Genomic DNA, 25,752 nt, shown 5'->3' on the forward strand with positions numbered 1-25,752 from the left:
GGCCCTTGGCCGCCTGCTCAGCCTACAATTTGTTTGGCAATCCATAATAGCCTATTTTTGTTGGGATTACGTACTGATACCAAACCCGATGAAAAAGCAGAAAGTAAACCGGAAGTACAACTTCCCGGATGCCGATCTTTACCGCATGGCCATGGACAGCATCCGGCTGGCCAAGCGGGATCTCGAGCACTTTAAAAGCGGTTACGATTACGACGGCCACCGCCTGAAGGGCTTTTACGATCGGTGTGAGCGCTTCGTCGAGATGCCCCACGACGATGAGCTGCTCGGCGACCAGATGGTGGTGACCGATAAGAAATACGAAGCATCCGAAAAATTAAAGCATGCCATCCGCTCGGTCATGACCCGCGTGCGTATGGCCTTCAGTAACCGGACCGGCCGGTACCGTAAGTTCGGCACGGCCAAGATGGGAGATATGACGGACGCCCAGCTGTTGTTCTGTGGACGCCGCGTGATCCGCGTGGCCCGGGCCCAGTGGAACTTCCTGGCCGATACCGGACTAAACGAGAGCCACCTGGAACGCGTCGCAAAAGCCTGCCAGGCTTTTGAATTGGCCATGAATATCCAGCAGGATAAGATCGCGGACCGCGACATCAGCGTCGAGTCGCGCATCGAACTGGGTAATCTTATCTATGACGAATTAATTAAGGTCTGCGATATCGGCAAGGACATCTGGGCGGAGCGTGACCGCGCGAAGTACGATGCTTACTGCATCTATGACAGCAACATGGAGCAGAAGCGCATCAGCGGAGTGGCCGGGTCCCAATCTCCGGCTTAGCCGGAACCGGGGTCAAAGCCCGTACCTTACCATTCAAATCAACTATCCTTTGGAATCCCTGTCGTGGACTATCATTTACGGTGTGATCGGCGTGGCTTTCGCAGTCCTTACAGTGCGACGGGGCAGTCTGACCAAGGCGGGTGCGGGGACGGCCCTGGCATTGGGTACGGTAACCCTAAGCTTCCGCGGTGCGGAATGGCTTTTTCCCCTGCTGATTTTTTTTCTGAGTAGCGTGATCATCGGCCGAGCGCTTCCGGCGTCCGTATCGGTTAGCGACGAGAAAGACAAAATGCCCCGCGATGCCGTTCAGGTGGCCTGTAACGGGGCGGTGTACGGTTGCCTGGCTGTGTGGGGGGGTAACCCGATGCTGCTTTTGGTTGTCATGGCGACGGCCACTTCGGATACCTGGTCGAGCGAGATTGGCAAGCATTTTCGACAACCTACCTTCGATATCACGACCGGTCGACGGGTTCCACCCGGCCTCAGCGGGGGCATTAGCGTGGCGGGTACCATTGCCGGCCTGGGGGGCGCGGCCTTGATTGCCCTATTGGGCTACGGTCTGATACCATCGTACACTCTCGGCGATTTGCTGTTCGTGATTACTTGCGGCTTTGGTGGTATGCTACTGGATTCCCTGCTTGGCGCGAGCTTCCAGGCTCGCTATCGCGGTAGTGACGGTGCGATCAGTGACCGCCCCAGCCCGGGTAGCCATCTCGCAAGTGGCTTTCCCTGGATGACCAACGATACCGTGAATCTTCTATCGATCACCCTGGTCGCCCTGGTAGCGTGGTTTGCTGCTTAATTCCGTTTGGCTTCCTGCTCTCTGCGGAAGAAGTTGAAGCCGTTATCCGTACCGTTGGCGGATTTGAACCGTTCGTTTGCCGTGAACTGGTTTTCTTTGCACCTTCGGAAGGATCCCTCCGGACCTCCACCACCCCCAAACGGCAAATGAAAACGGCATGAATTCTGCAAAGACACTATTGGTAATATTAGACGGATGGGGATTGGGTCAGCGCCCTGAAGCCGATGCCCTCGCCAACGCCAACACCCCCAACTTCGACCGAATCTGGAAGAATAACCCCCACGCCACCCTGGTCACCTACGGGGAGGAAGTAGGATTGCCCGAAGGCCAGATGGGAAATTCCGAGGTCGGTCACCTGAACATTGGAGCCGGACGGGTCGTCTACCAGAGCTTTGCACGAATCAATAAAGCCATCCGGGAGGGGGAACTGCAGCAGCTAAAAATCCTACAGGATGAACTGGCCTATGCGCGCAAGCACAAAAAGGCCGTTCACCTGATGGGTCTGGTCAGCGACGGGGGCGTCCACAGCCACATCAACCATCTTCTGCGGTTGACTGACATTGCTACTCAGGCCGGCAATGAGCGGGTCTACATCCATGCCTTTACGGACGGCCGGGACGTTTCACCGACTTCGGGCAAAGGATATCTATCTACCCTACTCGAACACATCGCTGACCAACCGACTAAGCTGGCATCGGTCACCGGTCGTTTCTACGCTATGGACCGGGATACCCGCTGGGAACGTATTGCGGAGGCCTACGACGCCATGGTCAAGGGAGCGGGTGAGAAGTCGGATGACATCCTTAAAACCATCGTCGCGCACTACGATGAAGGCACTACGGATGAGTTCCTGAGGCCCATCATCCACGTAGACCAGCAGGGCAAACCCATCGCTACCATCGAGGAAGGGGACGTGGTGATCTGCTTCAATTTCCGGACCGATCGCCCGCGCCAGATTACCCGGGCGCTGACCCAGGAATCCTTCCCCGAACAGCACATGGAGCCGGTGAAGGGGCTGCACTACGTCTGCATGACGCAGTACGACGAGAAATTCAAGGGAGTCAATGTCCTCTTCGAGGCTACGGACCTGAGTAAGACCATGGGTGAGGTAGTCAGCAAGGCAGGAAAAACGCAGGTACGAATCGCGGAAACGGAAAAGTATGCCCACGTCACCTTCTTCTTCAGCGGCGGGCGGGAAGACACCTTTCCGGGCGAGCGACGCATTCTGATCGACAGTCCGCGCGACGTCGAGACCTACGACGAGAAACCCGAGATGAGCGTATACGGCGTCACCACGGCGATCATCAAGGATATCCGGGAGAACGAGCCGGACTTCATCTGCCTGAATTACGCGAATACCGACATGGTCGGTCACACCGGAAGCTGGACGGCTGCCATCCGGGCGGCGGAGGCGGTCGACGAATGCCTCGGGCAATTGCTGAATACGGCCTTCGAGCACGGGTACCATGCCCTCATCATTGCGGATCATGGTAATTCGGACGTCATGATCAACGAAGACGGAAGCGTAAACACCGCCCACACCACGAACCCCGTACCGGTGATCTACTCCGGGCCCGATCGCTTCGACGTCCGCCTCCGCACCAACGGGAAGCTGGGTGACGTCGCACCTACCCTGCTGCAATTTCTGGGCGTCAGACAACCGAAGGAAATGACGGGGGAGAGCCTGCTGTTCTAGTCTAATGTTACCCCTGGGTTAAGAAATTCTTGGTCGCGCCGACCGCTATTCCCAGTCGACAAACGGCATAAGGTCGCTTGGCATTTCGGTTCCGGCGGGGAGAAGCGGAAACGCATAACCTAAGCCCCCACTCTCTTGTTAGGGAAGTAGAAATATATACGAATGAAAAATCTACTTCTCCTTCTGACTTTTGCCCTGAGCGTAGCATCCTGCGACAGTCAACGCCCGGCTACGACCACCTCGGAAACCACGCCCACCGCTGAAACGGGCAGCCAAATGCAGCTCGCCGGCGAAATGTCGATCGACGAACTGGATGCCCGCTACCCGGATGCCAAGAAGGCCTACTTTGCCGGAGGATGTTTCTGGTGCACGGAGGCTTCCTTCGACCGGATTCAAGGTGTAGAAGACGTCTGGAGTGGTTACGCCGGAGGCACCAGCGATAATCCGAACTACAAGGACGTCAGCTACGGCAAGACCGACTATGCCGAGGCGATTGTGGTGTACTATGACCCGGAGGTAATCGACTATGACAAGCTCCTCGATATCTTCTTCGTCGCGCACGATCCCACCCAAGTGAACCGTCAGGGTCCCGATGTCGGTAAACAGTACCGCTCCGCCATCTTCCCCATCAACGACGAACAACGTCAAGCTGCTACGGCCAAGATCGAAAAGCTCAACGCCAGCGCCAAATTCGACAAGTCAATCGCCACCACCATCGAGTCCGCCGACAACTTCTACGTCGCCGAAGCCTACCACCAGGATTACTACGAAGACCCTTCCAACCCCAACCAGAGCTACGTCCAGAACGTCAGTCGCCCGAAGGTGGAAAAGGTGATGAAGGAGTTCAGTGATTTGCTTAAGCCGGAGTACCAGCAGAAGTAGGGCTCCCTGCGGTCGTGGTAGAGGCTGCGCCGTAGAGCTCCCTGCGGTCGCGGTAGACGCCTCCGGCAGTAGAAGCTCCCTGCGGTCGCGGTAGACGCCTTCGGCGGTAGAGCTCCCTGCGGTCGCGATAGAATACTGCTAGCAAAATTCTAATCTCTACCGTGAGCGCTAGCGAACTCTACCGCGAGCAAAGCGAGTTCTATAGCGAACTCTACCGCGAGCAAAGCGAGCCTCTACCCTGAGCGCTAGCGAACCCTACCCCTCTTCGTTCTAAAAATCAAACCCTATGCACGACATCGAACCCCACTTCCAGTGGCGCGACCGTTACCGCGCGGAGGATGATTCCGCTTCTCCGTTCTACGGCCGACGCTACAGTGAATTCAGCTACAGCAATAAGGTGTATAACTACCTGCTGCATCCCCAATGGGATGAGTTCGGGTCTGAGACACTGTACCTGAAGATCTTATTTGTTGACTACGATGACCGGTACGCTATTATCGAACTGATCGGCGAGTGGAACGATGCGCTGCATAATGATAGCATGTTCCTGAAGCGGGAGGTCATCGACCGGCTACTCGGGGAAGGCATCAACCAATTCATTCTGGTGATGGAAGGGGTACTAAATTTTCATTCGGATGCCGATGACTACTACGAGGAATGGTATCACGAGGTAACGGACGAAGGGGGATGGATCGCCCTGATCAACGTACTTGATCACGTGATGGACGAGATGAATACCGCCGGATTAGATAGCTATCTACACTACGGCAGCCTCCTCAACAATCTGACCTGGAGGCCGCAAAAGGCGCGGCGGGTTCACGAGGCCATCGAAGGGTTGCTGCAGACGGAACGCCGCCGAGTCTATTAAGCCCGGGCGCTTTTCGCTTTCTTAAGTACCATTCGCCCACGTCGGCGCGTACCCTTGAAGGTTTCATCGGTGACTTCCTGCCAGAACCCGCGTAGCTCGCTTTCCCAAAGATCGGGTTTGAAGTTGATCTGATACTGTCGGTTGAACTCGGGCATGATGGCATTATCGCCGTCGCCAACGAATGCGATCTCCATCATTCCCATCGAGCGATCGCCGTAGAGTTGGCCTTCCAGATCCATGCGCAAAATACGACCGTCCGGCAGGGTGACGTAACTGCGCCCCTCGATGACGCCGTCCTCCGAAGTGGTCAGGTATAGCTGCATGGGGAGTGCTTCATCGGAGTAGATGCCCCCGACGGTCATATGTCCCTCCCAAAGGCCATCCAGATCGGTTTGGGCACTTGCAAACAGGGGAAGCAGTAAACAGCAAAGAAAAGTTTTCATCGGTCGGAGGGGTATCGGACTACGGAAAGTTAACCAATCGTACCGACAATCGTTGACGGTTGCCGGTCGGCTCCCCTACCTTGCGGTCCATGCCCGCTCCCCCAACTTATGCCCGGCTGTTTAAATCCGTCACGCTCGGCACCGTCCGCCGGCCACCGGAGCCGGAGGTGCTGGCCTGGTTGGATGAGCTCGGCGCTATCGACCCCACCGCCGACGAGGCCGAACAGCTACTGGTTGCGCTGGGGCTGGCCGAACGAATGCACCGGATGCGGTTAGCTACCAGTTCCGTTGTAGACACCAACTCCGGTATCGCACCTCCGGAAGAGAGCGATCCACCCCCTCCAAAGCTCGCCCGTGGCCTACAGCTCATACTGGAAGGAACTTACCCGGAGTTACTGGACGAGGCCGTTGACTTGGTACTGACTCAGGGTACATTTGTCCCCCCTCAGCTACTACCCTTATTGATCCCGCGAGCCGCCGCCTTTCTCTCCGAAGATTACACCCGCGCGCAGCGCTACTTGGATGCCGGAGGCAAGCGAGGTCGATGGCTGGCCGCGCAACATCCTGACTGGGCGCTTCTGACGCCAACCTATTCTTTCGCAACTGCCTGGAGCGCGGCGGAGCAGCCGGCCAGACAAGCCGAAATACTTAGCGCGTGGCGCCGAGTGGACGCCCAGACCGCACGCCGTGCCTTGGAGGACATTTGGGACGAGCAGAGTCCCCGTAATCAGGAAGTGCTGTTGGATGGCCTGCAGGATTCGCTAGAAGAGCCCGATCACGCCTGGCTCCGTGAGCGACTGCAACCCAAACGGAAAGGTGTTCGCCGTCGTCTTACGGAATTGCTGCTACTGGCGCGGGAGCCGCAGACGGTAGCCGACTTCCAGGCAATTGCAATAAACGCTACGGCGGCGGACGGTTCCATAGCCGCTAATCCGCCGAGTGGAGAGATGCGGGACCTGCTGAAGCAATACGGAGGTGTCAAGGCACCGGAATCTCTCGCGCAGCGACTATTGGAAATCCTGCCCCCGGAGGTATGGAGCGAGGTAGTGAATATGCCGCTTCCTCGATTCTGGCTGGGCTTGCGTCCGCTGGAATTACGAGCCGCAAGCAGATCCATCCTCGCGTTTAGCAACGCGGATCTTATCCAAGAGATGGTCCGGTTTCTACTGCAAGAAGAGCCTAAGGGCTATGATATGGAACTCGCCGGCCGATTGGTGCAGGCACTGGATCGGGAGAGCTTCAACCGCTTGTACGACGAGTTACTGACCAAAGAAAAGGATGCCCTGCGCCTCCGCGGCTTCTCCCGCTACCTCGCCCTGCAGCGACGCGAAGCCTGGTCCGAACGACTAAGCAAAGCCATGGTCACCCGCCTGCTGGAAGACCTCCACAACCGGCAACTCGACTACGCGACCCAGCGCGACCTGGGCCTGCACTGGAAGCTGGCCGTCCCCCTGCTCGATACGGCCATCTTCCCCTGGCTTCGCCGACAGTTGCACACGACCACGGAGCGGTACGACGCGTTCGGCAAGTTAGCCACCCGGATGTTGCAGGTAACGTCCTTCCGCCGGCAGCTGCACGGGGAGTAGTTCGTATCTTCGCGGCCGCTATGGAAAGGAAGAAGCACGAACTGCGTAACCTGCTGTCCCGCGAGGACTTACAGGCCCGGCTGGACGCCGAAACCGAACCCCGCACGACCCTGTCGTTTTACCGCTACGCCCGGATTACCGACCCCCAGGCATTCCGCGACGAATGCTACGAACGCTGGTCGCCATTAGGGGTACTGGGGAGGATTTACATCGCTTCGGAGGGGATCAACGGGCAGCTATCCGTGCCCTCGTCCAATTTGGATGCCTTCCGCGAGGCGCTGTACAGCGTTCCCTTCCTGGAGGGCACCCGGCTAAATATCGCGATCGAAGCCGAAGCTCGTTCGTTCCTGAAGCTGATCATCAAGGTCCGTCCCAAGATCGTCGCCGACGGGCTGGACGACGATACCTTTGACGTTACCAAACGCGGGCGCCACCTGAGTGCCCGGGAGGTGAACGAATTGCTGGAAAAAGAGGACACCCTGGTCGTCGATATGCGCAATTACTACGAAAGCGAGGTCGGCTACTTTGAGGGTGCTATCCGGCCGGAAGTGACCAACTTCCGCGATATTTTGCCCGTAGTCGAGGATATGCTGGCCGATAAGAAGGACCGCGAAATCGTGATGTACTGCACCGGCGGCATCCGTTGCGAAAAGGCCAGCGCCTATTACCTGCACCGCGGCTTCGAACGGGTAAGCATGGTGGACGGCGGCATCATCGAATACGCCCGACAGTGCGAACGGGAGGGATTGGAAAAGAAGTATATCGGTAAGAACTTCGTGTTCGACGAGCGGCTCGGCGAGCGCATTACGGAAGACGTGGTCAGTCACTGCCACCAGTGCGGACAACCGACCGACCGGCAGCTGGACTGCGCCAACAAGGCCTGTCATATCCTCTTCATCCAGTGTATGGATTGCGCCGCGGAACACGAAGACTGCTGCTCAGTCGAATGCCGCGACTTCAACCGGCTGCCCGAAGACGAACGGCAGAAGAAGCGCCCTTCGATGGTGTTCAATGGACAACGGTTCGGGAAGGCCATGCCGCCACGAGCCAAATAGCGAACCCCGGCCCCACTCGGGCATTAAGGAAGTATGAAAAGTATCGTTCTGAAGTGCTGCGCCCTCCTGATCCTGGCGGCGGCCTGCTCTACCTGTACTCCTTTCCGTAGCACGGCGGACGAGAACCCGCTAACCGTGATGACCTACAATATCCGCTACGACTCGGGCGACGACGGAGGCGATCGGTGGGAAAACCGCCGGGATATGCTCGTCAATCAGGTCCTGTTTCACCAGCCCGATATACTGGGCACCCAGGAAGCTCTATCGAATCAGCTTCGCTATATGGACCGCCAGCTTAGCGACTACGATTACGTAGGTATCGGACGCGAGGGAGGTGACAAGGGAGAATACTCGGCCCTTTTCTACAACGATCGCAAATTGCGGGTCGAAGACAGCGGGACGTTCTGGCTCTCTCCCACCCCGGGCGAGGTTTCGACCGGCTGGGATGCCGCCCTGCCGCGGATCGTCACCTGGGCGCGCTTCCGTCGCCTGGACACGCGCGAGTCGTTCATGGCCTTCAATACCCACTTCGACCACCGGGGAGAAGAAGCCCGCCTGGAGAGTGCCCGTCTGCTGGTCAGTTCCATTAGCCGCATGAACACCGGGAACCTGCCGGTCATCGTCACGGGCGACCTGAATCTTACCCCGGAGACTGAAGCCATCGGTATTTTGACGGATTACCTGGAGGATACCTACGAAGCATCTCCCGTTCGCCTGGGACCGGTCGGCACCTTTACCGGCTTCGATTACGACGCCCCGGCCGAGCGGCGGATCGACTACATTATGGTGTCGGAAGGGGTCCAGGTGCAGCGCTACGCCGTGCTTACGGATGCCATCGATCGGCGCTTCCCTTCGGATCACTTTCCGGTAGTGGCGAAGGTGATTTTGCCCTAGTCATCAAACGGTCGGTTGGGAGAGCAAGCTAACTACTCGGACTGCCGGGCTTCAGCGACTACCTGGCCCCGGTCAGTGACGCTCAGAATAAAGGGGCCCCGACCGGAGGCGGACGAAAACACGAAGGACAGCGGACGATCGGGGGTGACAAATTCTCGTTCCGAAACCGGAGTCAGGACGAAGGTTTTTCCATTATTACTAAGTTGTAGTCTCCCCTCCTCCAGGGTGACGGTAATGACGCCTTCATCCGGCATGAGGTAGGTTCCAGTATACAAATGAAGCTGATCCGCATCCAGTGCCACAGCGCTTGCCGCCTCCGCGTTGATCATGTGGTGGTCGTAACTGAACACCCGCGTCATGACGTAGCCTTCGGGCTTAGCTTGCCACAGGTGGCTGAAGTAAGCCTGTTCTACCTCGCCGGTGAAGGCACCGTCTTTCTTCAGGTGAAAAGTATGCGTGCCCTGCTCATAAGCACCGTAATCCCGGATCGGAAAAACCGCTACACTGCCCTGCACGGCGCGACGCTCCAGGGTGTTCACGCCGGTTGCGCAGAGCCCGTTTCGCATGGAAGCGATCAGGGCTTCGCGGCCCATCGTCAACCCGCCCTTATCGTGGTAGAATTCCAGATCGGGATCGAGCATCGAGGCCATCGTCTCGGTATCGCAGTCGTTGTAAGCCTGCCAGAAGAGGCTATCCAATCTTATGATGGTGGCCTCCATTTCGGATTGCGCGTCTAGAGCCGGAGAGAACGCGAGTACAAATAGGAGGGTGAAAACGAGGTAAGGGTGCAACATATGCCACGTCGGTTTTCTAAAGGACGTGAGGTCCGGCCCGGGGTTGCACCACCCTGCTGCATCAGGCCGGAAAGGCCGTGGTCAATAACCAATTGAATACCTCCGGAGCGTTGAGCTTATCCGGAGCCTCCTGGCGATGAATGAAAACCGGGAGGTCGCCGTCGGCATTCCCCAGACGGCCGTGGGAGCCGCCGATCAATTCAGCCCGCAGGGGCACCACGTTCATCAGCGTGCGGAAACCCAGCTTTTTACCGGCGACCTTAAGGCCGATCCGCGGAATCATCAGCGGCTTATCCGGGTCCAGAAACATCTCTACCGGGTCGAAACCGGGTTTGCTATGGATGTCGACGGTACGGGCGTAGTCGGGAGCCCGATCGTCGTCCAGCCAGTAGTAGTAGGTGAACCAACTGCGGTCGTCGGCTACGGCCACGAGCTCGCCGGCGCGGGGGTGATCGATCTTCCACTCCTTCTTGCCCTGCTCATCCAGGAGGTGCTCGATACCGGGTACGTCCTTTAGCAAATCCTGGACCAGCGGAATGTCCGCCGGATCCTTGATGTAGACGTGGGCGATCTGGTGGTCGGCCAGGGCAACCGCCCGGCAGGTACCGACGTCCAGCAGCTCGGTGCCGCGCTCCTCCCGGTAGCTGATCAGCCCGGCCTCTCGCAGGATGCGGTTGATGTGGACCGGCCGGTCGACGTTGGTGATGCCGTACTCCGAGACGATCGACACCTCCACCCCGTTCGCCTCGTAGTAATTGATCAGCCCCTCCACTACGCCGTCGATCTCGCGCAGGTCCTGCCGCACGGAGGGGTGCTCCGTCCCGTGGCGCTGCATATTGTAATCGAGGTGGGGCAGGTAGACCAAATTCATGGTCGGGTGATGCCATTGATGCACCAGCCGGGCGGCGTCGGCGATCCACTGGCTACTGACGATATTCGTCCGCGGGCCCCAGAAGGAGAACAGCGGAAAGGTTCCCAATTCATCGGTGAGCCGGTGCCGCAGCTGCATCGGGAAGGTGTAGCAATCGGGCATTTTGCGGCCGTCGGCGAGGTACTGCGGGCGCGGGGTGACGGTATAGTCGACCGAGCCGTTCATGGCGTACCACCAGCAAATATTGGCGATGGTGAAGCTCGGGTCGCGCTCGCGGGCGACCTCCCAGATCTTCGGCGCCTGCACCAGGTGGTTGGACTGCCGCCAGAGCTTGAGTTCCATCTCGTCGCGGAACAGCCAGCCGTTGGCGACGATGCCGTGGTCGCGGGGGTACTTACCGGTCAGGTAACTGGTCTGGGCGGTGGTGGTGACGGCGGGCAGCGCGGGCTCGACGTGACTTATTTTCCGGTTCGCAGACCAGCGCGCCAGAAAGGGCGTATCTGCTCCGATGAGGTTGCTCGTCAGGCCTACGATGTTGATGATGGCGGTGGGGCGCATAGGTTAGTCGGCTATTTCGCGGCGGACCCATTCGAGCTCCCGGACGATGGAGTCGGTCAGGTTCAGCCGCTGGTGATCGGGCAGGACGTCCCAGGTATAGGTTTCCACCTCCAGGTGCGGGGTGTAGAGGCTTGCTTTCCAGTAGCGTAACGCCTCCCGGATGGCATCGTTGGTGGAGTGAAGCAGGCCGTAACTATCCGCGTAGATCGGCACGTGAAAGTGCGTCCGTAACTCTTCGTACGCCGGGTCGTCGAGCACCTCCAGGGCGGGGGCCAGGTCGGGGAAGCGATCGATCGATCCGTCCGAACGCCGCAGGGCCGCCTGGTGTAGGTAGACCGGCTCGTCGTAGGGCTCCAGGTTGTGACGGACTTCACCGCGGTTGGCGGTCAAGTTGGCCTTCAAAGCGGCGCTGATCTGCAGGCGGCCGATGCGGACGCCTTCTTCGAGTAGGGCGGACAAAGACTGCTCCGACGATTCGTAGGCCACCGCGAAGTGGCATACATCGTAGCAGATGGCGAAGTGCCGGCGCACGTCCGCTTCCATTTCGCCGACGGCAATACTGCGGTAGAAATCCAGGAACTCCTGCGTATTTTCGATCAGGCCATCGGGCTCCGGCTCGAGATCAAGGTGCAGGTCCTTCCCGGTGCGCCGGCGGAGATCGGCCAGGTAATGAATCGTCTCCACAATATGCTCCCGCATTTTGGGCACGGCTTCTACCTGCGCTCCGCCGCCCAACCAGGGCTTATAGGAAAGCGGCGAGGTGGAGACGCCGCCATCGAGGCCTTCGGGGAGGAGTTCGACGAGAATATCGAACAGCTGCTTCGTGTACGTGACACGCTCGCGGGTGCTCCAGTCGGGGGCGTAGACCTTATCCTTCACGCGCTCCTTGTGGAAGCCGCCGTAGGGGAAGCCGTTCATGGTAAAAACGTAGCAGTCGTGGACGTCGAGCCACATTTTAAAGCTCTTCAGTCGCTTCGGTTCAGCCAGTTGCGCGGCGGCCGTGGCGGATAGTCGCAGCCCGATCCCGAAGGGCTCGTCGGGACAGAGTTGCTGCTTGACGACCAGCACGTACTCCAGGCTATCGCGTACCGCTTCCCAACTTTCGCCGGGGTGGATATTCGTGCAATACGTAAGGTGATGGTGGGGGGAAATCTTCATGCGGGCGGCGGGGCGCAGGTAAAAAGCTAATCAGGTAACGGCAAAGTAACGCGCCAGTCCGAAAGAAACCGGCAGCAGGGCAAGTACGGCCAGACCCGCGGGTAAACCCATGAAGCTAGCGGCCAGGCAGGCATTCAACGGGATCAGGGAAATCACCCCGGTCTTGACGGCCTTCTTGATGAGGCGCGGTCGGTTGTCGCGAATGGCATCCCGCTTGGCCAGGAAGTTCATGCCGTACCACAACAGAAAGAAGGGATAGGCGGGCAGCGGCTCGGCGACGGTATACCACGGCAGCAGCAGAATGGCGGCCGCAACGATCCCGTCGAGCCACATCGCCAGGCCGATCGAGCGCTGGTTGTTGCCGCCGACCTCGCCCCGGCTGGTCAGGGTGATGGCCGCGATGAAGAGGACCGGCAAAAGGCCCAGCCACCAGTACTGGCCGAGGGCCCGCGAACTCAGACTTATACCGAGCAGCAAATTGCCGCCCCGGCACATCCCCATAACCAGTGGTCCGAAAACGGCGTGGTGTTTCGCCTTTGCATCGTAGAGCAGGGCCAGTGCAGCGATGCCTATGGCGATCGCGGCGGAGCTACTGCCCACTACCGCGGAAGCTACCACTCCACCGATTAGCAGCAAGCCTCCAAGCAGGAGGGCGGAGGCCAGGGTCACCTGACCGCTCGGAATCGCCCGTTCGGGGCGCTCTATACGATCGAGATCGGCGTCAAAAATATCGTTGAAGACCACTCCACCCCCATACAGGCCGACGGTGGCCAGGCAGAGCCAGCCTAGTTGGCTATCCCAACCCCCACTCACCGCGGCCGCCACGCTGGCACCGGCTAGTATATCGGCTACGGCCGTTACCAAGTTGGCCGGACGCATGAGGGTCAGGTAAGGACGCAGGGAACCGGTCATCTGGCTAGTTTTCGATGATGTTATCGGCACGCTCGGTTTTGCGTCCGTTGCGCAGGACGCTGTTGCCGCTAAAGAGCTGGCTGCGATCGATCTCGGGAGCGTCGAGCCAGTGCTCCTCACGCATCTGGCCGCTCTGGGAATAGGCGGTTAGGGCATTACCGTAGGTGACCTTCCGTACGTCGGCTTCCGAAATGCCGCGCTCGAGCATGAGGGCGGCGGTCTTGGGAACGGAGAGCGGATCGCTGATCCCCCAGTCGGCGGAGCTGTCGACGATGATGCGTTCCGGGCCGTAGTGCTTCATGAGGTCCACCATGCGTTCGTTCCCCATCTTGGTGCCGGGGTAGATGGTAAAGGCGGTCCAGTAACCGCGATCGAGGACTTCCTGGGCGGTCTCCTCGTTGCAGTGGTCGATGATGACCTTGGTGGGGTCGCAGCCGTGCTCCTCCAGCACGTCCATGCTGCGATAGGTACCATTTTTCTTATCTCGGTGGGGAGTGTGGATGAGGATGGGCAGGTCCAGCTCCTTGGCCAGCTCGATCTGCTGCCGGAAGTACTTATCCTCTGCTTCCGTCTGGTCGTCGTAGCCGATTTCACCGATGGCGACCACGCCCTCCTTCGTAGCAAATAAGGGAAGAAGATCCATCACGGCTTCCGCCAGCGGTTCGTTGTTCGCTTCCTTGCTGTTCAGGCCGATGGTGCAATAGTGGCGAATGCCAAATTGGGAGGAGCGAAAGCGTTCCCAGCCCACCAGCGTGCTGAAATAATCGCGGAAGGAACCCACGGCGGTCCGGGGTTGTCCGAGCCAGAAGGCGGGTTCGATGAGGGCGACGATACCGGCGGCGCTCATGGCTTCGTAATCGTCCGTCGTACGGGAAACCATGTGAACGTGGGGGTCGATGAATTGCATGCAGGCGGTTGCTGGTGAGGAAGGAGATTAAAAGGTGAACGGGAAATGGGTGTCTTCCGTGTCAACGGGTGGGAGCGTAACGTAGTTTCATGCCCCTTCGCTTGCGCGTCCAATTTCGTTCCAACCGGGGAGGTCATCCGTGTCGATGGCTTGTTCGCCGAGCCAGTCCCGGGCGTGGACGAAATCACTCTCGAGGATGGCCTTCGCCGCGGCGGCCCGCTCCATTGCGGACCCGTTGCGGATCGTCTTGCGCAGTCCGGGGAAGGACCGGTCGCTTACGTGGCCGGCGACGAAACGCCAGAGTTCGGGGCTGACCGGCCGGTGTGCCGACCAACGCTCTTCAGCGTAGTCCATGAAGATGTCGGCCAACTTCGGATTCTTGCGGTCTTCGATGCGGTAAATTCGGTACATGGGGCGCTGCATAAACATGGCTTTGAGCACCATCTGATTCCAGGCATCCTGGGAAAGGTAGCGGGCCGGATAGGGATTATCCAGCGCAATCGCGTCGAATACCCCGACCATATTCGTGCGTAGCCCTTCGCGCGCGCGACCGGTAAACTCCGAGGCATTCTCCAGGAAGTACAAACCCCGGTAGAGTGCCATGGCTTCCCGGTAGTCGGTAGCTGCAAAAAGCTCGTCCAGCACTTCCCGGTTTCGATCCGTGGGCAGCGCGGTCATGAGCAGGATCCGCCCGAGTTCGTCGGCGGTCCAGTCGGTCGCGACGAAATTGGGATAGACCGCGACCAGGCTGCTGTAATCCGTTTCGCTGAAGTTCAGTACTTGGTTTCCGAGATGCCGGGCACAAGCGCCGAAAGCCAGGTAAAATTTTCGCGGCTGAAAGTCATCGGTGATGGTATCCACTTGCGCTTCCAGCCAATCTCGGGCATCGGATGATAAATGCCGGTGGAGGATGTGGTGGAGCGTCGTATTCATGATCTTTCAGGAGAGTTCAGCCTGGGAACGCTCATCCTATGGCAGGGTTTGCTGACCCCGCGTGCAAAAGGCGGATATCGATCTTCTCCTTTTATGCGGCGGCTGAAGGAGCGCTAATTCTCCTTGAGCACCATATTTCCCATCTTCAACTTCGCCTTCAGGGCAAAGACTTCATCCCGGTACTGGGCCGCGCTCATGAAGTCGAGCTCCTTGGCGGCCTTCTTCATTTTGCGTTCCGCTTCGGCGATGGCCAGTTCGAGCTGGTCCTTGGTCATATGCTGTAATACCGGATCGGCGGCCGAGCTGGGGCGGGTTTCCTCGACGTAAGCATTACGAGCCTTACGGCCGCGGATGTCGAGAATCGTACTGCGGTTGATGATCTCCTCACGGGTTTTGGCGAGGGTTTCCGGGGTAATGCCGTGTTCCTCGTTGTAGGCTATTTGGATGGCGCGGCGGCGGTTCGTCTCGTCGATGGTGCGGCGCATCGAGTCGGTCATCGTATCGGCGTAGAAGATGACCAGTCCGTTACTGTTCCGGGCCGCGCGGCCGGCGGTCTGGGTCAGGCTGCGCTCGTTGCGAAGGAAGCCTTCTTTGTCGGCGTCCAGGATGGCTACGAGGGAAACCTCCGGAAGGTCCAGGCCCTCCCGCAGCAGGTTGACGCCGACCAGTACGTCGAACTCCCCGAGCCGTAGATCGCGGAGGATTTCCACCCGCTCCATGGTATCCACCTCCGAGTGGATGTAACGGACGCGGATGTTCATGTTGGCGAAGTAGCTCGTCAGTTCCTCGCTCATGCGCTTGGTCAGGGTAGTGACCAGTACCCGTTCGTTCACCTTGCGACGCTCGTCGATCTCCTCGATCAGGTCATCGATCTGGTTCATACTCGGGCGGATCTCAATGGGCGGATCGAGCAGGCCGGTAGGCCGAATCAGCTGCTCGACGATCTCGCCGCCGGTTTGCTCCAGCTCGTAGTCACCGGGCGTGGCGGAGACGTAGACCACCTGATTGATGAGGCTCTCGAATTCGGTAAAATTCAGCGGGCGGTTGTCCATGGCGGAGGGAAGCCGAAAACCGAAGTTGACGAGGGAAAGCTTGCGTGCCCGGTCACCACCAAACATGCCGCGTACCTGGGGTACGGTGACATGACTCTCGTCGATGATCATCAGGTAGTCGTCGGGGAAGTAATCCAAGAGGCAGAAGGGTCGCGTCCCCGGGCGACGACCGTCGAAAAAGCGGCTGTAGTTCTCGACGCCGTTGCAGTAGCCCAGTTCCTTCATCATTTCCAGGTCGAAACTGGTCCGTTCGTGGATGCGTTTAGCTTCCAGCAGCCTACCCTCCCGCTCGAAGTAGCGCTCCTGCTCGTAGAGTTCGTCCTCGATGTTGCGGATGATGCCGTTGATCCGCTCCTTCGGGGCCACGTAGAGGTTGGCCGGAAAGATGGCGGCGTTGCGCATCGTTTCGATGCGCTTCCCGCTTTCGATCTCGATCCGCTCGATGGTTTCGATCTCGTCACCGAAAAAAACGACCCGGTAGCCGAAGTCGACGTAGGGCAGGTTGATGTCGACGGTATCGCCACGCACCCGGAAGGTGGCCCGGCGGAAATCCGTTTCCGTGCGGCTGTAGAGACTATCGACCAGGTCGTAGAGAAAGCCGTTGCGGCTCTTGGTCTGGCCCACCTCCAGGCGAATGATACCGGACTTGTAATCCTCCGGATTACCCATACCGTAGATTACGGAAACCGAGGCCACGATGATGATGTCGCGGCGACCGCTAAGCAGGTTACTGGTTGCCCGCAGGCGTAGTTTATCCACCTCCTCGTTGATGGCGAGGTCCTTCTCGATGTAGGTATCCGAGGTGGAGATGTAAGCTTCCGGCTGGTAGTAATCGTAGTAACTCACGAAGTACTCCACGGCATTTTCGGGGAAGAACTCCTTGAACTCGCCGTACAGCTGGGCGGTCAGGGTTTTGTTGTGCGTCAGGACAAGGGTCGGCCGGTTCAACTGCGCGATGGTGTTGGCCATCGTAAAGGTCTTTCCCGATCCGGTCACCCCTAGCAGTACCTGCCCCCGGTCGCCTTCCCGTACACCGTGGACAAGCTTCTCGATCGCCTGGGGCTGATCACCGGTGGGATCGAATTTGGATGTAATCTTAAAGGCCATGGACGGGGGGATATCTCGCTTACTGGTGGATAACCGGCGGTGCAAACAAATTGTTGGAGGGGAATTCGGTTTCGGGTACTTGCGACCGATCGCCCTGGGCACTATATTCATGTATGATTCGTACCCGGCACCGAAAATACATCGCTTACATCGTTTTAGTGGCGCTGGCCATGCTGCTGATCCTGCTTTTCGGTTGGCAGGATGAGGGGGGAATCAAGTCCGCCCTCAAATCCTTCATTCGTGCGGTAACTTAAACGCGGCTCGGGGTATAAACGGGAAACCGCCGCATCATGTCTGTCAAAATTTCCCGCCGTGAAGAGAAGCGGGCTACTCCCCTACGTGATTTTTTACTTGCCGCTACCCTACCCCTGCTACTCGCTGCCTTGATCGGTTATCTAGCCGGGCGGGCAGCAAATGCGGACGCCGGCATTAACCGGGCGGAAGTCCAACAAATGCAGGAGCGCGCCGAGCGGGCGGAAGCGCAATTATCGGAACAGGCCCGCTTCGTGCAAGACGTTGACTCCCTTACCCGATTGCTCGTGGATGCCCGCGATGCACGCAAGGAAGAGTTCAGTCAGATTGTTGCCCAGGGTAGTTCGGACTACACCTTCGGTCAGGATCCCCTATCCGCCTGGACCAAACAGGTGCGGGAGGATCTCACGAGTTACTCCCGCGCTATGAATGAGCTACAGGGAAGCATTGCCGGACGGGACATCATCGAAGAGTCATCCATTATGCCCATCACTCACCTCTATAGCAGTCTGATCGAACTGTGCGGTCAGTACTTCAATGATCAACGGCGCACCTACCAGGCCATGAACGACGACCAAAAACGGATGTCCGAATCGATTGCCGAACAGGAAGAAGTGTTGGACGACGAGCTGGAGGACCTGCAAGCGGAACTGGATCAGGCGAAACGCAAACTGGAGATCAAAGACGAGCGGATCAATTTGCTGAACAGCCAGCTGGCGCAGACGGGAGAGGTACCCCCGCCCGTCAGTTTTCAGGCGGAGAAAACAGCGATCAAGGGAGCGACCGTCAGGATCGAGGCGATATCCCGTCAGCTACCGACCGGGGTCGTCGGCAAGCGCAAGGTCGCGGAGATAGAAGCGGAGATCCTCACGCAGGTAGGTGTAATCGAGTCGGCCCTGGAGATCATCGACTAGACAGTCCGGTCATCACCGGAAGGATCGGATGGTTCTTCCGTCAGGTTACGCCCGAATCTAAATAGAAGACACCGGCCAACAAACTAGCTTCCCCACCCAACAATTTGTAATTACAAACAAATTGCTCTGGCGGACTCCCTGGATGGGATAACGGGAACCGCCAAATCACGTTGCCAATAACATAGGTATTCGCCGACACCCTCCGGGCCCGGATGGAGGTACGGTAATATACTTTTTCTCCCGATCCGCATACTTGATGGGTACGCCCGGAAGGCCACCGGCGTGGGAGAAGGTGACGGCGGAACGGGGTGAGGCAGTGCGATCACGACGAATTCGCTATCCCTCTACAATACCCGGGATTGCCACATCGCGCATATTGCCGCAGCCTTAAAAGTGGAACGCGGATGGAGCCGAAATGCAGCGCCTATTTCCCAAGGCTTGGCATTGCGGTTGCACGATCACCTTACTTTTCCCAGAATCGCATTTGCGTCGTACTGCGCCGGCCTAACTGCAAGGTATCGCCAGACTGCAGTTGCACCCGCTTCTGGCCGTGAATGATCTGGCCGTTGACCAGGGTTTCCCCCTGCGGGTATAGATAGACCCGCCCTCCTTCGAGTTTGATCCGAGCGTGTTCGGGTAGTACATTCTCGTCCGGCCATTTGATGTAGACCTGACTACCGGGTTGCGTACCGATCATAATATCCCAGCTACTCTTTAGCCACTTACTCAGCGGCACCTTCCGGTGGTAGTTTGCAGGACTCACGTATTCGATCTCGTAGTTTTCCGCCAGTTTGACGACGGTATCCAGAACCAGCCCCAGCAAGGCTCCCGAAATCAGCAAACTGATGACTTTCGGGATCAGGTCCGTACCCAGGAATTCCTGCGACAGCCAGTACACTAAAAAGCCGATGACCCCGGAGACCAAGCCCCCCAGCAGTCCGCGTCTGCGCTCGATGGTCGAACGGAGCGTGAGTACGAAGCCGAGCGCCACCCCGAAAATGGTCCAGGAGATGGCCGCTGAAACGATCGGGCTCCCCACGACGTCTGATTCAAGCAACAAAAATCCGCCGCCGAACGCGACGGTGGCAGCCAAGCCGCCGAGAAGCGTGCGGAGGAGGATGCGCCGTACGGATATACGTCGGGACTGCGAACGCTCTTCCATAATCGCCAGCATGAGTGTCATGCCCAGCCCAAAACAGGCTCCGATTACCGCCTCCCGCAGCAAGGTTTCGGCATTTTGATAGGCGGATAATCCTTCGGCGGCAGCGGCCAACCAGTTTCGTCCCGCGCCGGCTATAAGTGCATAAAGTACCCAACCGGCAAATCCCCCCAGCGCGCCGAACCATATCCAGTTTAGCCGGCGGTTGACCCCGTGTAGTGCAAAAAAGTTGAGGCTCTGTCCCCGCCCGGCTCCCGAGCATTGAATGTTGTTATTGGTGCAGCCCGGGTAGTGCGGACACTGGTCGCCGCAATCTTTCCAGGTCTGCAGGGGAACAACCATCGAACAGATGTTTACTACGGGTTCTCCCGTTCGAATGGGTTCGCGCGTCATGGGATCGAGCACATGCCGTCCCGGCTGACTGACGTAGGGTACGACGTGAGCGTGGCGGAACTGACGTCTTCGAATCTGTGGGACTACGAAATAGAAGATAGCCAGGAGGCCCCCGACCCCCAGGAGACCGAAGAGGGTAGGGCCGAACCAGGAGACCGCCTGGCGGAGCTCACCGATCCGCACCGGATCATTAAAACTGCCCATACTGAAGGTGGCGTAGCTGGTATCGGCATCGACACGGTGGGCATCAACGAGCCCGTACGCCCTCGTTCGGCCGCTGAATACCAGATCTTGCGGCTTCACCATCACCACGTGGGATATCGCCAACCGCCGACCACTGCCAAAGATTTGTTCCACTCCGTCCGGCAAGCTTCCACGCGCGTGGCCGTCATCGCCCACCGGCGTCTTCAGAGGAAGTTGACGCAAAAAAGCACCCGGTGCCCCGTCCGTTTCGGCCTCCAGTTCGCTCTCGCCGATGTTCGATATGGTAAAGAGGTACAGCTTATTGCCCAGGGCTTCCGCTGCGCGGTAAACGTGGTCCTGGGTGGGTGGCAGGCGCGGACGGCCGCCGTAGTCGGGAGCGATACTTTCACCCCCGGAGAAGAGGAAGATGAGTTGTTTATTCTCAGCGTTTTGACGCTGCTGCAGGACGGAGAGCAGCGCGCCGTAGAGGTGGGGTTGTCCGGACCTGACCCTAATCGGTCGCAATGCGTCCATTGGCCGGGCCGGATCAATCGGAATCGGCGGTTGAAGCTTATCGGAGAACAGCTGGATCGAATAGGTTCCCCGCGCCTTATTGTGTCGCTCCAGGAAGGTCCGGATCATATCCAATGAGGCCGGAAGCTGGGCCTTCTCGCTGGCGTCCACTAGAAAGAGGACCTCGACACTATCCTGATTCATGTTTAAGGTATCGTAGACAACGGAATCGATAACCTGCACGATGCTGATGTCCTGCGGGATCTGATCACCGATGCGCTCGTTTATGCGCAGGTCACCGGCCTCAAGCTGCTTGATCGGCCCGCAGTCCGGCCCCCTTGCCAATACCTGCAAGGCTACGAATCCGCTCTGCCGATCCGCATTGGCGGAGACCAGCTGAATTTGCGGATCGCAGGGTGTTCCCTGTGCCGACAGAAAACACGGTATAAACAGGGGGAATAGCAGCCTGAATAGCGCAGCGAGAGGTTTCATGGTAGGGTATTAGTCTGGTGTCGACTGAATTTTTCGATATCCGCCCAGGAGAACCAGCCGCGATCGTTCCGCCGGGTATCGCGGTTATTCATGCGCTCACTGGGCATATAGGTGAAAAAGGCCGTATCGAGCTGATCCGTCAAACTGTCGATCTCCATGGCGAAATGGTAGGGCTTCCGAAAATGATTGTACTGTACTTTAAGGTCCGGTTGAGAGAGAAATAGACCGTGACCGGGATGTGTATGAAACCAGCCCACAACGGTCAGGTGAGGGTAATCGTCCTGGGCCTGACTCAGATCACGGGCCAGACTCATGGGATCGATCTCCATTTTGACCAGATTCTGTACCCGGGCGGCGAGGGGGATAAATTGCTCAACCGAAACCCGGTAGCTTTGACCGTTGGCCTCGAGTTGGTACTGTCCCATCAGCATACCGCCGATCTCCGGAATATCTTCGTTACGCTCCCACCGTTCACCCGCTTCGTTTTGGCCCGCGGCTACGATTTTGTCAATATTCCCTTTGCGCAAAAAGCCGTCGAGAGCTCCGATCGCCACCCGGCCAAATAAGACTTCGGATACCCTGGACGCAGACCACAACTCGGCCAGATCGAGGGACAGAAACTGTGCCGGGTGCTCATCCGGGTTAAAGCGTCCATTGAATCGATCACGGACATCGCGCTTTGTCACCCGAAATCCTACCGGCACCGTAGCGGGACGACGGTTTTCCCGTAAGCGGGCACCGTTGACGGTCGATACGATTGCGGGATTGCGGGCGTGGCCCGTAGTTACCGGGTTCGGTGCTGATTCTTCAGTTTGCAGCTTTTCGCGAATCAGGCGGCCCCGCTTCCTTTGTCCGCGCTTTCTGAAGGCGTAATAAATACCCGCCAGTAAGAGTGCGGCAACTACTACCAGGGCAACGCGGTAATCCTTCAGCGGGCGCTTCGGTCGATCGAGTTGCAAGCGGGCTCCCCCGAAATTCCAGGTCACCGAGCGCTGGCTGTCCGTTAACTGCATGCCGTAGGAGCCGGCCGTGCCGATTAACGTCCGGAGGGAGGCCAGATCGGTGTGCCAGACGGTATCGCTCCCGAGTTCGTAATCCGTAATGGGGGCTCCGTTTCGCAGGAACAGCAGCATGTAGGGGGGCCGCCCCCCGTGAAAGGTGAAGGTCGCCGAGTCTGCTGACTGCGCGAATGTGCCCCCAAGCAGATTGTCGAGTGTTACGATGGTGGTACCCCGGTGCTTGGTACTATCGGATAGATGCAGGCGGAAGAGTCCGGTGTCGGATACTTCCACTACGAATCGGTGACCGTACGGCGGATCCATATCGTCAGTAAGTACGCTGTATCGGTGACCACCCGTAACGGAGTCAATTTTTGCCGCGCGTACGTACGGGAGACGCAGTTCGTATACGTTGGTGGCGATCTCTTCAACCTGGGCCCGTAAAGGAATACGACCCAGTGCGTCGTGGACAAGCGCCCGCTGATCGGGCCATTTCTCGATGAATGCTTCGGGAGATAAGCGCCGGTAGTCTACCTGGTAGGGTTGTTCCTTGTGTACGGCTTCGGTTTCCACGACGGCAGGAGAAGCAGGAGACACGCTATCCCTCCCCTCCCGCACCACTGGTGCCGCCGGCGCGGGAGGTTCGACCGTATGCGCGAAGCTTACGATCGTCCGGGTCACTTCCTGTCCGGCGTAAGAGATGGTCACGCTACCGGTTTCCGCTATCCGCTCGCCGATCGGGACCGGGAAATTGGGCGTGCCCCCCTCCCGCATCAGGCTACTGAGGAAGATCGTTTCGCCCGGTATGGTTTCCGGAAGATTTACCCGCACGCTCACCATGTCGGCCACGGTGGAGTCAGGACCGCTTACCTGGTAATTACTCAGCCAAACGCTTACCTGGGTCTTTCCCGGCACATCAGCGGATGCCGCAGCTTTGGGCGGGGGCGCTTCCGGATAGCGAAACCGGGTATCGAAGTGGACGGTGTAGAAGGCCGCCTCCTCAGTAGGCTGGACGCGGTAGTCAAATCGATCGGTCCGCTGTGCCAACAGGGAGGGCACGCCGAGGAAAAGGAGGCTCAGGCAACAGAGCAGCGGCCAGCGGAAAACCGGTATGTGATTCATGCAACTCATGCCTCATCGAATATGGTTCGTTGCCGGCTACCGCCCCGCCGGATGATGTAGAGGAGCAGGAGGGCTATGCCGCCGAGAGCCAATACCGTCAGCACCGGGAGGACCCAGGCCGGGGTGGGCTTATCCGGGATGACGATCGTGCGACCGGAAACCGCGACGGGGCTATCCGAACCGGTACTGAAGGCCTCTGCCCGCCACGAACCCGTGAGACCGGCTGCCTGTAGACTGTCGCGGGTCAGAACGATCTCGTCCTCACGGATGCTCTTACGCGACCAGGACCGATCGGAACCATCGGTGGCGACCAACTGAAGTCCGTACGGCTTTTTACCCCCCCGAAAACGAATTCGGTATACCCCATTCAGGGTGTCGCTGTTCATCTCCGCGCTCATCAAATTGTCGAGAGGTATGGTCACCGATTTCTGTGGGCACCGCTTGTCCACCACTTCGAGCACCATCGGTTCGCTGCGCAAAACCGCGATGTCCAGGAGGTGCCGATTGTACAGAGACGAGTCTTCAATCGCCAACCGACCCGAAAACACGTCGTAATACGCCGGTGCCAGAAAATTGACCAATTGGATCCGTTCCCTGTCGCCGTAACGGTCCAGCACCCGGTAAGCGGCGGGGGTCCAGCATACGAGGCTGTCACGAAGCGGCAAAATCCGCTCGGGGTGCAGCTCTCCGTACTGCTCGATGACCCGACGGGCTTCCGCGGTATCACGGTGCTGGAGCGCCAGACTTATTTCCCGGATACCCGGAGAGAGGTTGGCTGTCGACCCCGGGGGTGAGTCCGGCTTCGGTTTCGGATCCGGCTTGACGACCAGGGTGGCCAGATGTCGTTTGCTCATGGCCACGTTGTCGTCAATTGCCATGATGCCCTTACCTACGTGATTTTGGTATAGGGCCACGAACTCTTCCACCCCGGCTGTTCCCCGGTCGCCATAAATGAGTTTCTTGACGTCGTTGCTAACCCGTTCCGTGAGCAATCGTTCCCCCCTGGCCACCAGGTCAGGGTCGGCATCCGGGTTATTTACGAACGCGATCAGGCTACCGGTATTAGCGGTAATAGCATTCCAGTCAAATTCCGGTTTGCTGCCCAGTCCGCGGACCGTAATGCGGGGAACCGCGATGCGATTCTTCGTCGTGGTGGACAGGTACCAGTCCGACGATACATGCCAGTTCTCCTCCTGCGTATCTAAAAAAGTAAAGGGGAGGAAGTAATTCGAGGTGCCCTCCCGCGTCGCTTCAAAGGTCAGGCGATGTACGGGGCTATCGCCATCCAGTACAACATCGCGGGGGCCTACCGCTTTCCAGAAAACGGGCTGATGCTGTGCGAATGCCCGCGAGCTGATGCCCACCCGCATACGCTCGTCCCATTTATCGTTTCTGGCCTCCATGTGAAGATCGATACGGATACGCGCCCGCTCGACACCCCGAAAGTCGTAGGTATTGTCTTCGATGCGGTCCGCGTCCAGTACGTAGACATCGTAGATCAGCTCCCCCCTGCGCGAATTGCCGTCCATGACGTCGACCCGCGCGTTTTTCACGATGGCAAATTGTTGGGCCGTTATAACTCCGCCTCCGGAGATGGTAAGCAGGGTGACCAGCAAGACCGTCCACAGTAATCGTGTCCGCCCCGAAAGGCTCCCGTAGCCGCTCATGACTTATCCTGCTTAGCATGGCTGCCACCGATGCGAATGGTGCGACGGGGGGGATCGGGTACCTGGCTACGCTTTCCAATCCGAATCTGGTGGACGGGTTTTTCTTCCTTTTCCTGCTCTTCTTCGGACGACGTAGTTGCAGCGGCGGGCGCTTCTGCCGTACGCACGATCGGGCGGATCAGGAGCTGGTCATCCGTAAAAATGCCCTCCTTGCGATTTACAATGTTCCGCGGTTCGCCGTAGGCCTTCACCCACTCCGCCACTTTGGGATCTTCCGGGTAGGGCGGCACGAAATCCGCCAGATAGTTTTTGTACTGCAGGATCTCCCCCACCCGCAACACCAACTGGCGGAGGCTATAGTCGATGCCGTAGCTATTCACGTTGCCACAGATCTTCCCTTTGAATCGGCCGACCGACTGGATGTTGGGATGCCAGACATCGGTACGCATGAATATGGAGGCCGGCACCAGGGGATACCGGGTAGGAATGGTGAGTTCCATCACGTGCCGGTCTCCGTATATAGGCTGGGCATCATCATCGATCCCGGTGATGGTACGCAGGTGGTAGGTAACGTGATACACCGTCGGGATCTCGAGCGAGCCAACGGTGGATTGTACTTCCCATTCGATGACGTCACTGTTCTCCTGTAGGTCCCACAGGTCCATATGTTCCTTGGCATAAAGCAGCCAATTCCGTTTGGTCTTGAAAATGGGATGGTCGAAGTCGTAAGTGGGGCGCGGCATGG

General features: G+C 58.4%; 22 protein-coding genes. 10 read left to right on the top strand and 12 right to left on the bottom strand.

Annotated features, from left to right (window positions below):
• Nucleotides 1-88 precede the first annotated feature (88 nt).
• The 5 genes from DRW39_RS07955 to DRW39_RS07975 all read left to right on the top strand — a co-directional run bounded on the left by DRW39_RS07955 (nucleotide 89) and on the right by DRW39_RS07975 (nucleotide 5,044).
• Nucleotides 89-796: a hypothetical protein gene (locus DRW39_RS07955; RefSeq protein WP_116106493.1), complete on the top strand. Its 708-nt coding sequence runs from the start codon at nucleotides 89-91 to the stop codon at nucleotides 794-796.
• A gap of 49 nt (nucleotides 797-845) precedes the next feature.
• On the top strand, nucleotides 846-1,598 hold the full coding sequence (locus DRW39_RS07960; RefSeq protein WP_157975995.1) for a DUF92 domain-containing protein: 753 nt from the start codon (nucleotides 846-848) through the stop codon (nucleotides 1,596-1,598).
• Nucleotides 1,599-1,755: 157 nt separating this feature from the next.
• A complete protein-coding gene (gpmI, locus tag DRW39_RS07965; RefSeq protein WP_116106495.1) occupies nucleotides 1,756-3,294 on the top strand; it encodes a 2,3-bisphosphoglycerate-independent phosphoglycerate mutase in 1,539 nt (512 codons plus the stop codon).
• A gap of 162 nt (nucleotides 3,295-3,456) precedes the next feature.
• Nucleotides 3,457-4,176 carry a peptide-methionine (S)-S-oxide reductase MsrA gene (gene msrA / locus DRW39_RS07970; protein WP_116106496.1) on the top strand — a complete coding sequence of 240 codons (720 nt, stop codon included), beginning with the start codon at nucleotides 3,457-3,459 and terminating at the stop codon, nucleotides 4,174-4,176.
• Nucleotides 4,177-4,462: 286 nt separating this feature from the next.
• Nucleotides 4,463-5,044: a hypothetical protein gene (locus tag DRW39_RS07975; protein ID WP_116106497.1), complete on the top strand. Its 582-nt coding sequence runs from the start codon at nucleotides 4,463-4,465 to the stop codon at nucleotides 5,042-5,044.
• Here DRW39_RS07975 and DRW39_RS07980 read toward each other — a convergent pair.
• The gene (locus DRW39_RS07980; protein WP_116106498.1) at nucleotides 5,041-5,487 is read right to left on the bottom strand and encodes a hypothetical protein; all 447 of its coding nucleotides are present in this window, start codon (nucleotides 5,485-5,487) and stop codon (nucleotides 5,041-5,043) included. The two genes, DRW39_RS07975 and DRW39_RS07980, sit on opposite strands and share 4 nt — an antisense overlap.
• A gap of 89 nt (nucleotides 5,488-5,576) precedes the next feature.
• Between DRW39_RS07980 and DRW39_RS07985 the strand changes: the two genes are divergently transcribed.
• From DRW39_RS07985 to DRW39_RS07995, 3 genes are read left to right on the top strand one after another with little or no spacing between them, the layout of a single operon-like run.
• Nucleotides 5,577-7,073, top strand: a complete 1,497-nt coding sequence (locus tag DRW39_RS07985; protein WP_116106499.1) for a DUF5691 domain-containing protein — start codon at nucleotides 5,577-5,579, stop codon at nucleotides 7,071-7,073.
• A 20-nt stretch (nucleotides 7,074-7,093) separates the two neighbouring features.
• Nucleotides 7,094-8,128 (top strand): rhodanese-related sulfurtransferase, encoded by a 1,035-nt coding sequence (locus DRW39_RS07990; protein WP_116106500.1) that lies wholly within the window; start codon nucleotides 7,094-7,096, stop codon nucleotides 8,126-8,128.
• A 33-nt stretch (nucleotides 8,129-8,161) separates the two neighbouring features.
• Nucleotides 8,162-9,022: an endonuclease/exonuclease/phosphatase family protein gene (locus DRW39_RS07995; protein ID WP_116106501.1), complete on the top strand. Its 861-nt coding sequence runs from the start codon at nucleotides 8,162-8,164 to the stop codon at nucleotides 9,020-9,022.
• A gap of 32 nt (nucleotides 9,023-9,054) precedes the next feature.
• Here DRW39_RS07995 and DRW39_RS08000 read toward each other — a convergent pair whose 3' ends face one another.
• The 7 genes from DRW39_RS08000 to uvrB form a co-directional block, all read right to left on the bottom strand.
• On the bottom strand, nucleotides 9,055-9,816 hold the full coding sequence (locus DRW39_RS08000) for a DUF4440 domain-containing protein (RefSeq protein ID WP_116106502.1): 762 nt from the start codon (nucleotides 9,814-9,816) through the stop codon (nucleotides 9,055-9,057).
• Between the two features lie 61 nt (nucleotides 9,817-9,877).
• A complete protein-coding gene (locus DRW39_RS08005; RefSeq protein ID WP_116106503.1) occupies nucleotides 9,878-11,245 on the bottom strand; it encodes an alkaline phosphatase family protein in 1,368 nt (455 codons plus the stop codon).
• Nucleotides 11,246-11,248: 3 nt separating this feature from the next.
• Complete coding sequence (eboE, locus tag DRW39_RS08010) at nucleotides 11,249-12,403, bottom strand: metabolite traffic protein EboE (protein ID WP_116106504.1); 1,155 nt, start codon at nucleotides 12,401-12,403, stop codon at nucleotides 11,249-11,251.
• A 30-nt stretch (nucleotides 12,404-12,433) separates the two neighbouring features.
• The gene (gene eboC, locus DRW39_RS08015) at nucleotides 12,434-13,315 is read right to left on the bottom strand and encodes a UbiA-like protein EboC (protein WP_116106505.1); all 882 of its coding nucleotides are present in this window, start codon (nucleotides 13,313-13,315) and stop codon (nucleotides 12,434-12,436) included.
• A 4-nt stretch (nucleotides 13,316-13,319) separates the two neighbouring features.
• Complete coding sequence (locus DRW39_RS08020; protein ID WP_116106506.1) at nucleotides 13,320-14,222, bottom strand: TatD family hydrolase; 903 nt, start codon at nucleotides 14,220-14,222, stop codon at nucleotides 13,320-13,322.
• Between the two features lie 87 nt (nucleotides 14,223-14,309).
• Complete coding sequence (locus tag DRW39_RS08025; protein ID WP_116106507.1) at nucleotides 14,310-15,155, bottom strand: EboA domain-containing protein; 846 nt, start codon at nucleotides 15,153-15,155, stop codon at nucleotides 14,310-14,312.
• A 113-nt stretch (nucleotides 15,156-15,268) separates the two neighbouring features.
• Nucleotides 15,269-17,314 (bottom strand): excinuclease ABC subunit UvrB, encoded by a 2,046-nt coding sequence (gene uvrB, locus DRW39_RS08030; protein WP_116106508.1) that lies wholly within the window; start codon nucleotides 17,312-17,314, stop codon nucleotides 15,269-15,271.
• Between the two features lie 113 nt (nucleotides 17,315-17,427).
• On the opposite strand from uvrB, the gene DRW39_RS22210 reads away from it, so the two are divergent.
• Nucleotides 17,428-17,568: a hypothetical protein gene (locus DRW39_RS22210; RefSeq protein WP_157975996.1), complete on the top strand. Its 141-nt coding sequence runs from the start codon at nucleotides 17,428-17,430 to the stop codon at nucleotides 17,566-17,568.
• A 36-nt stretch (nucleotides 17,569-17,604) separates the two neighbouring features.
• Complete coding sequence (locus DRW39_RS08035; RefSeq protein ID WP_116106509.1) at nucleotides 17,605-18,480, top strand: hypothetical protein; 876 nt, start codon at nucleotides 17,605-17,607, stop codon at nucleotides 18,478-18,480.
• Nucleotides 18,481-18,943: 463 nt separating this feature from the next.
• Here the strand turns inward: DRW39_RS08035 and DRW39_RS08040 are convergent, their stop codons facing one another.
• Genes DRW39_RS08040 through DRW39_RS08055 form a run of 4 tightly spaced genes read right to left on the bottom strand, consistent with a single transcriptional unit; the run spans nucleotide 18,944 to nucleotide 25,750 of the window.
• Nucleotides 18,944-21,220, bottom strand: coding sequence for an FHA domain-containing protein (locus DRW39_RS08040; RefSeq protein WP_116106510.1), 2,277 nt, complete (start codon nucleotides 21,218-21,220; stop codon nucleotides 18,944-18,946).
• Nucleotides 21,217-23,349 (bottom strand): hypothetical protein, encoded by a 2,133-nt coding sequence (locus DRW39_RS08045; RefSeq protein ID WP_116106511.1) that lies wholly within the window; start codon nucleotides 23,347-23,349, stop codon nucleotides 21,217-21,219. Before DRW39_RS08045 ends, DRW39_RS08040 begins: the two co-directional genes overlap by 4 nt.
• The gene (locus tag DRW39_RS08050) at nucleotides 23,346-25,007 is read right to left on the bottom strand and encodes a hypothetical protein (protein ID WP_157975997.1); all 1,662 of its coding nucleotides are present in this window, start codon (nucleotides 25,005-25,007) and stop codon (nucleotides 23,346-23,348) included. Before DRW39_RS08050 ends, DRW39_RS08045 begins: the two co-directional genes overlap by 4 nt.
• Nucleotides 25,004-25,750, bottom strand: coding sequence for a ubiquitin-conjugating enzyme E2 (locus DRW39_RS08055; RefSeq protein WP_116106513.1), 747 nt, complete (start codon nucleotides 25,748-25,750; stop codon nucleotides 25,004-25,006). The genes DRW39_RS08050 and DRW39_RS08055 overlap by 4 nt, the downstream gene beginning before the upstream one ends.
• Between the last annotated feature and the right edge of the window lie 2 nt (nucleotides 25,751-25,752).

It is taken from the genome of Lewinella sp. IMCC34191, from assembly GCF_003390935.1.
Taxonomy (GTDB): Bacteria; Bacteroidota; Bacteroidia; order Chitinophagales; family Saprospiraceae; genus Neolewinella.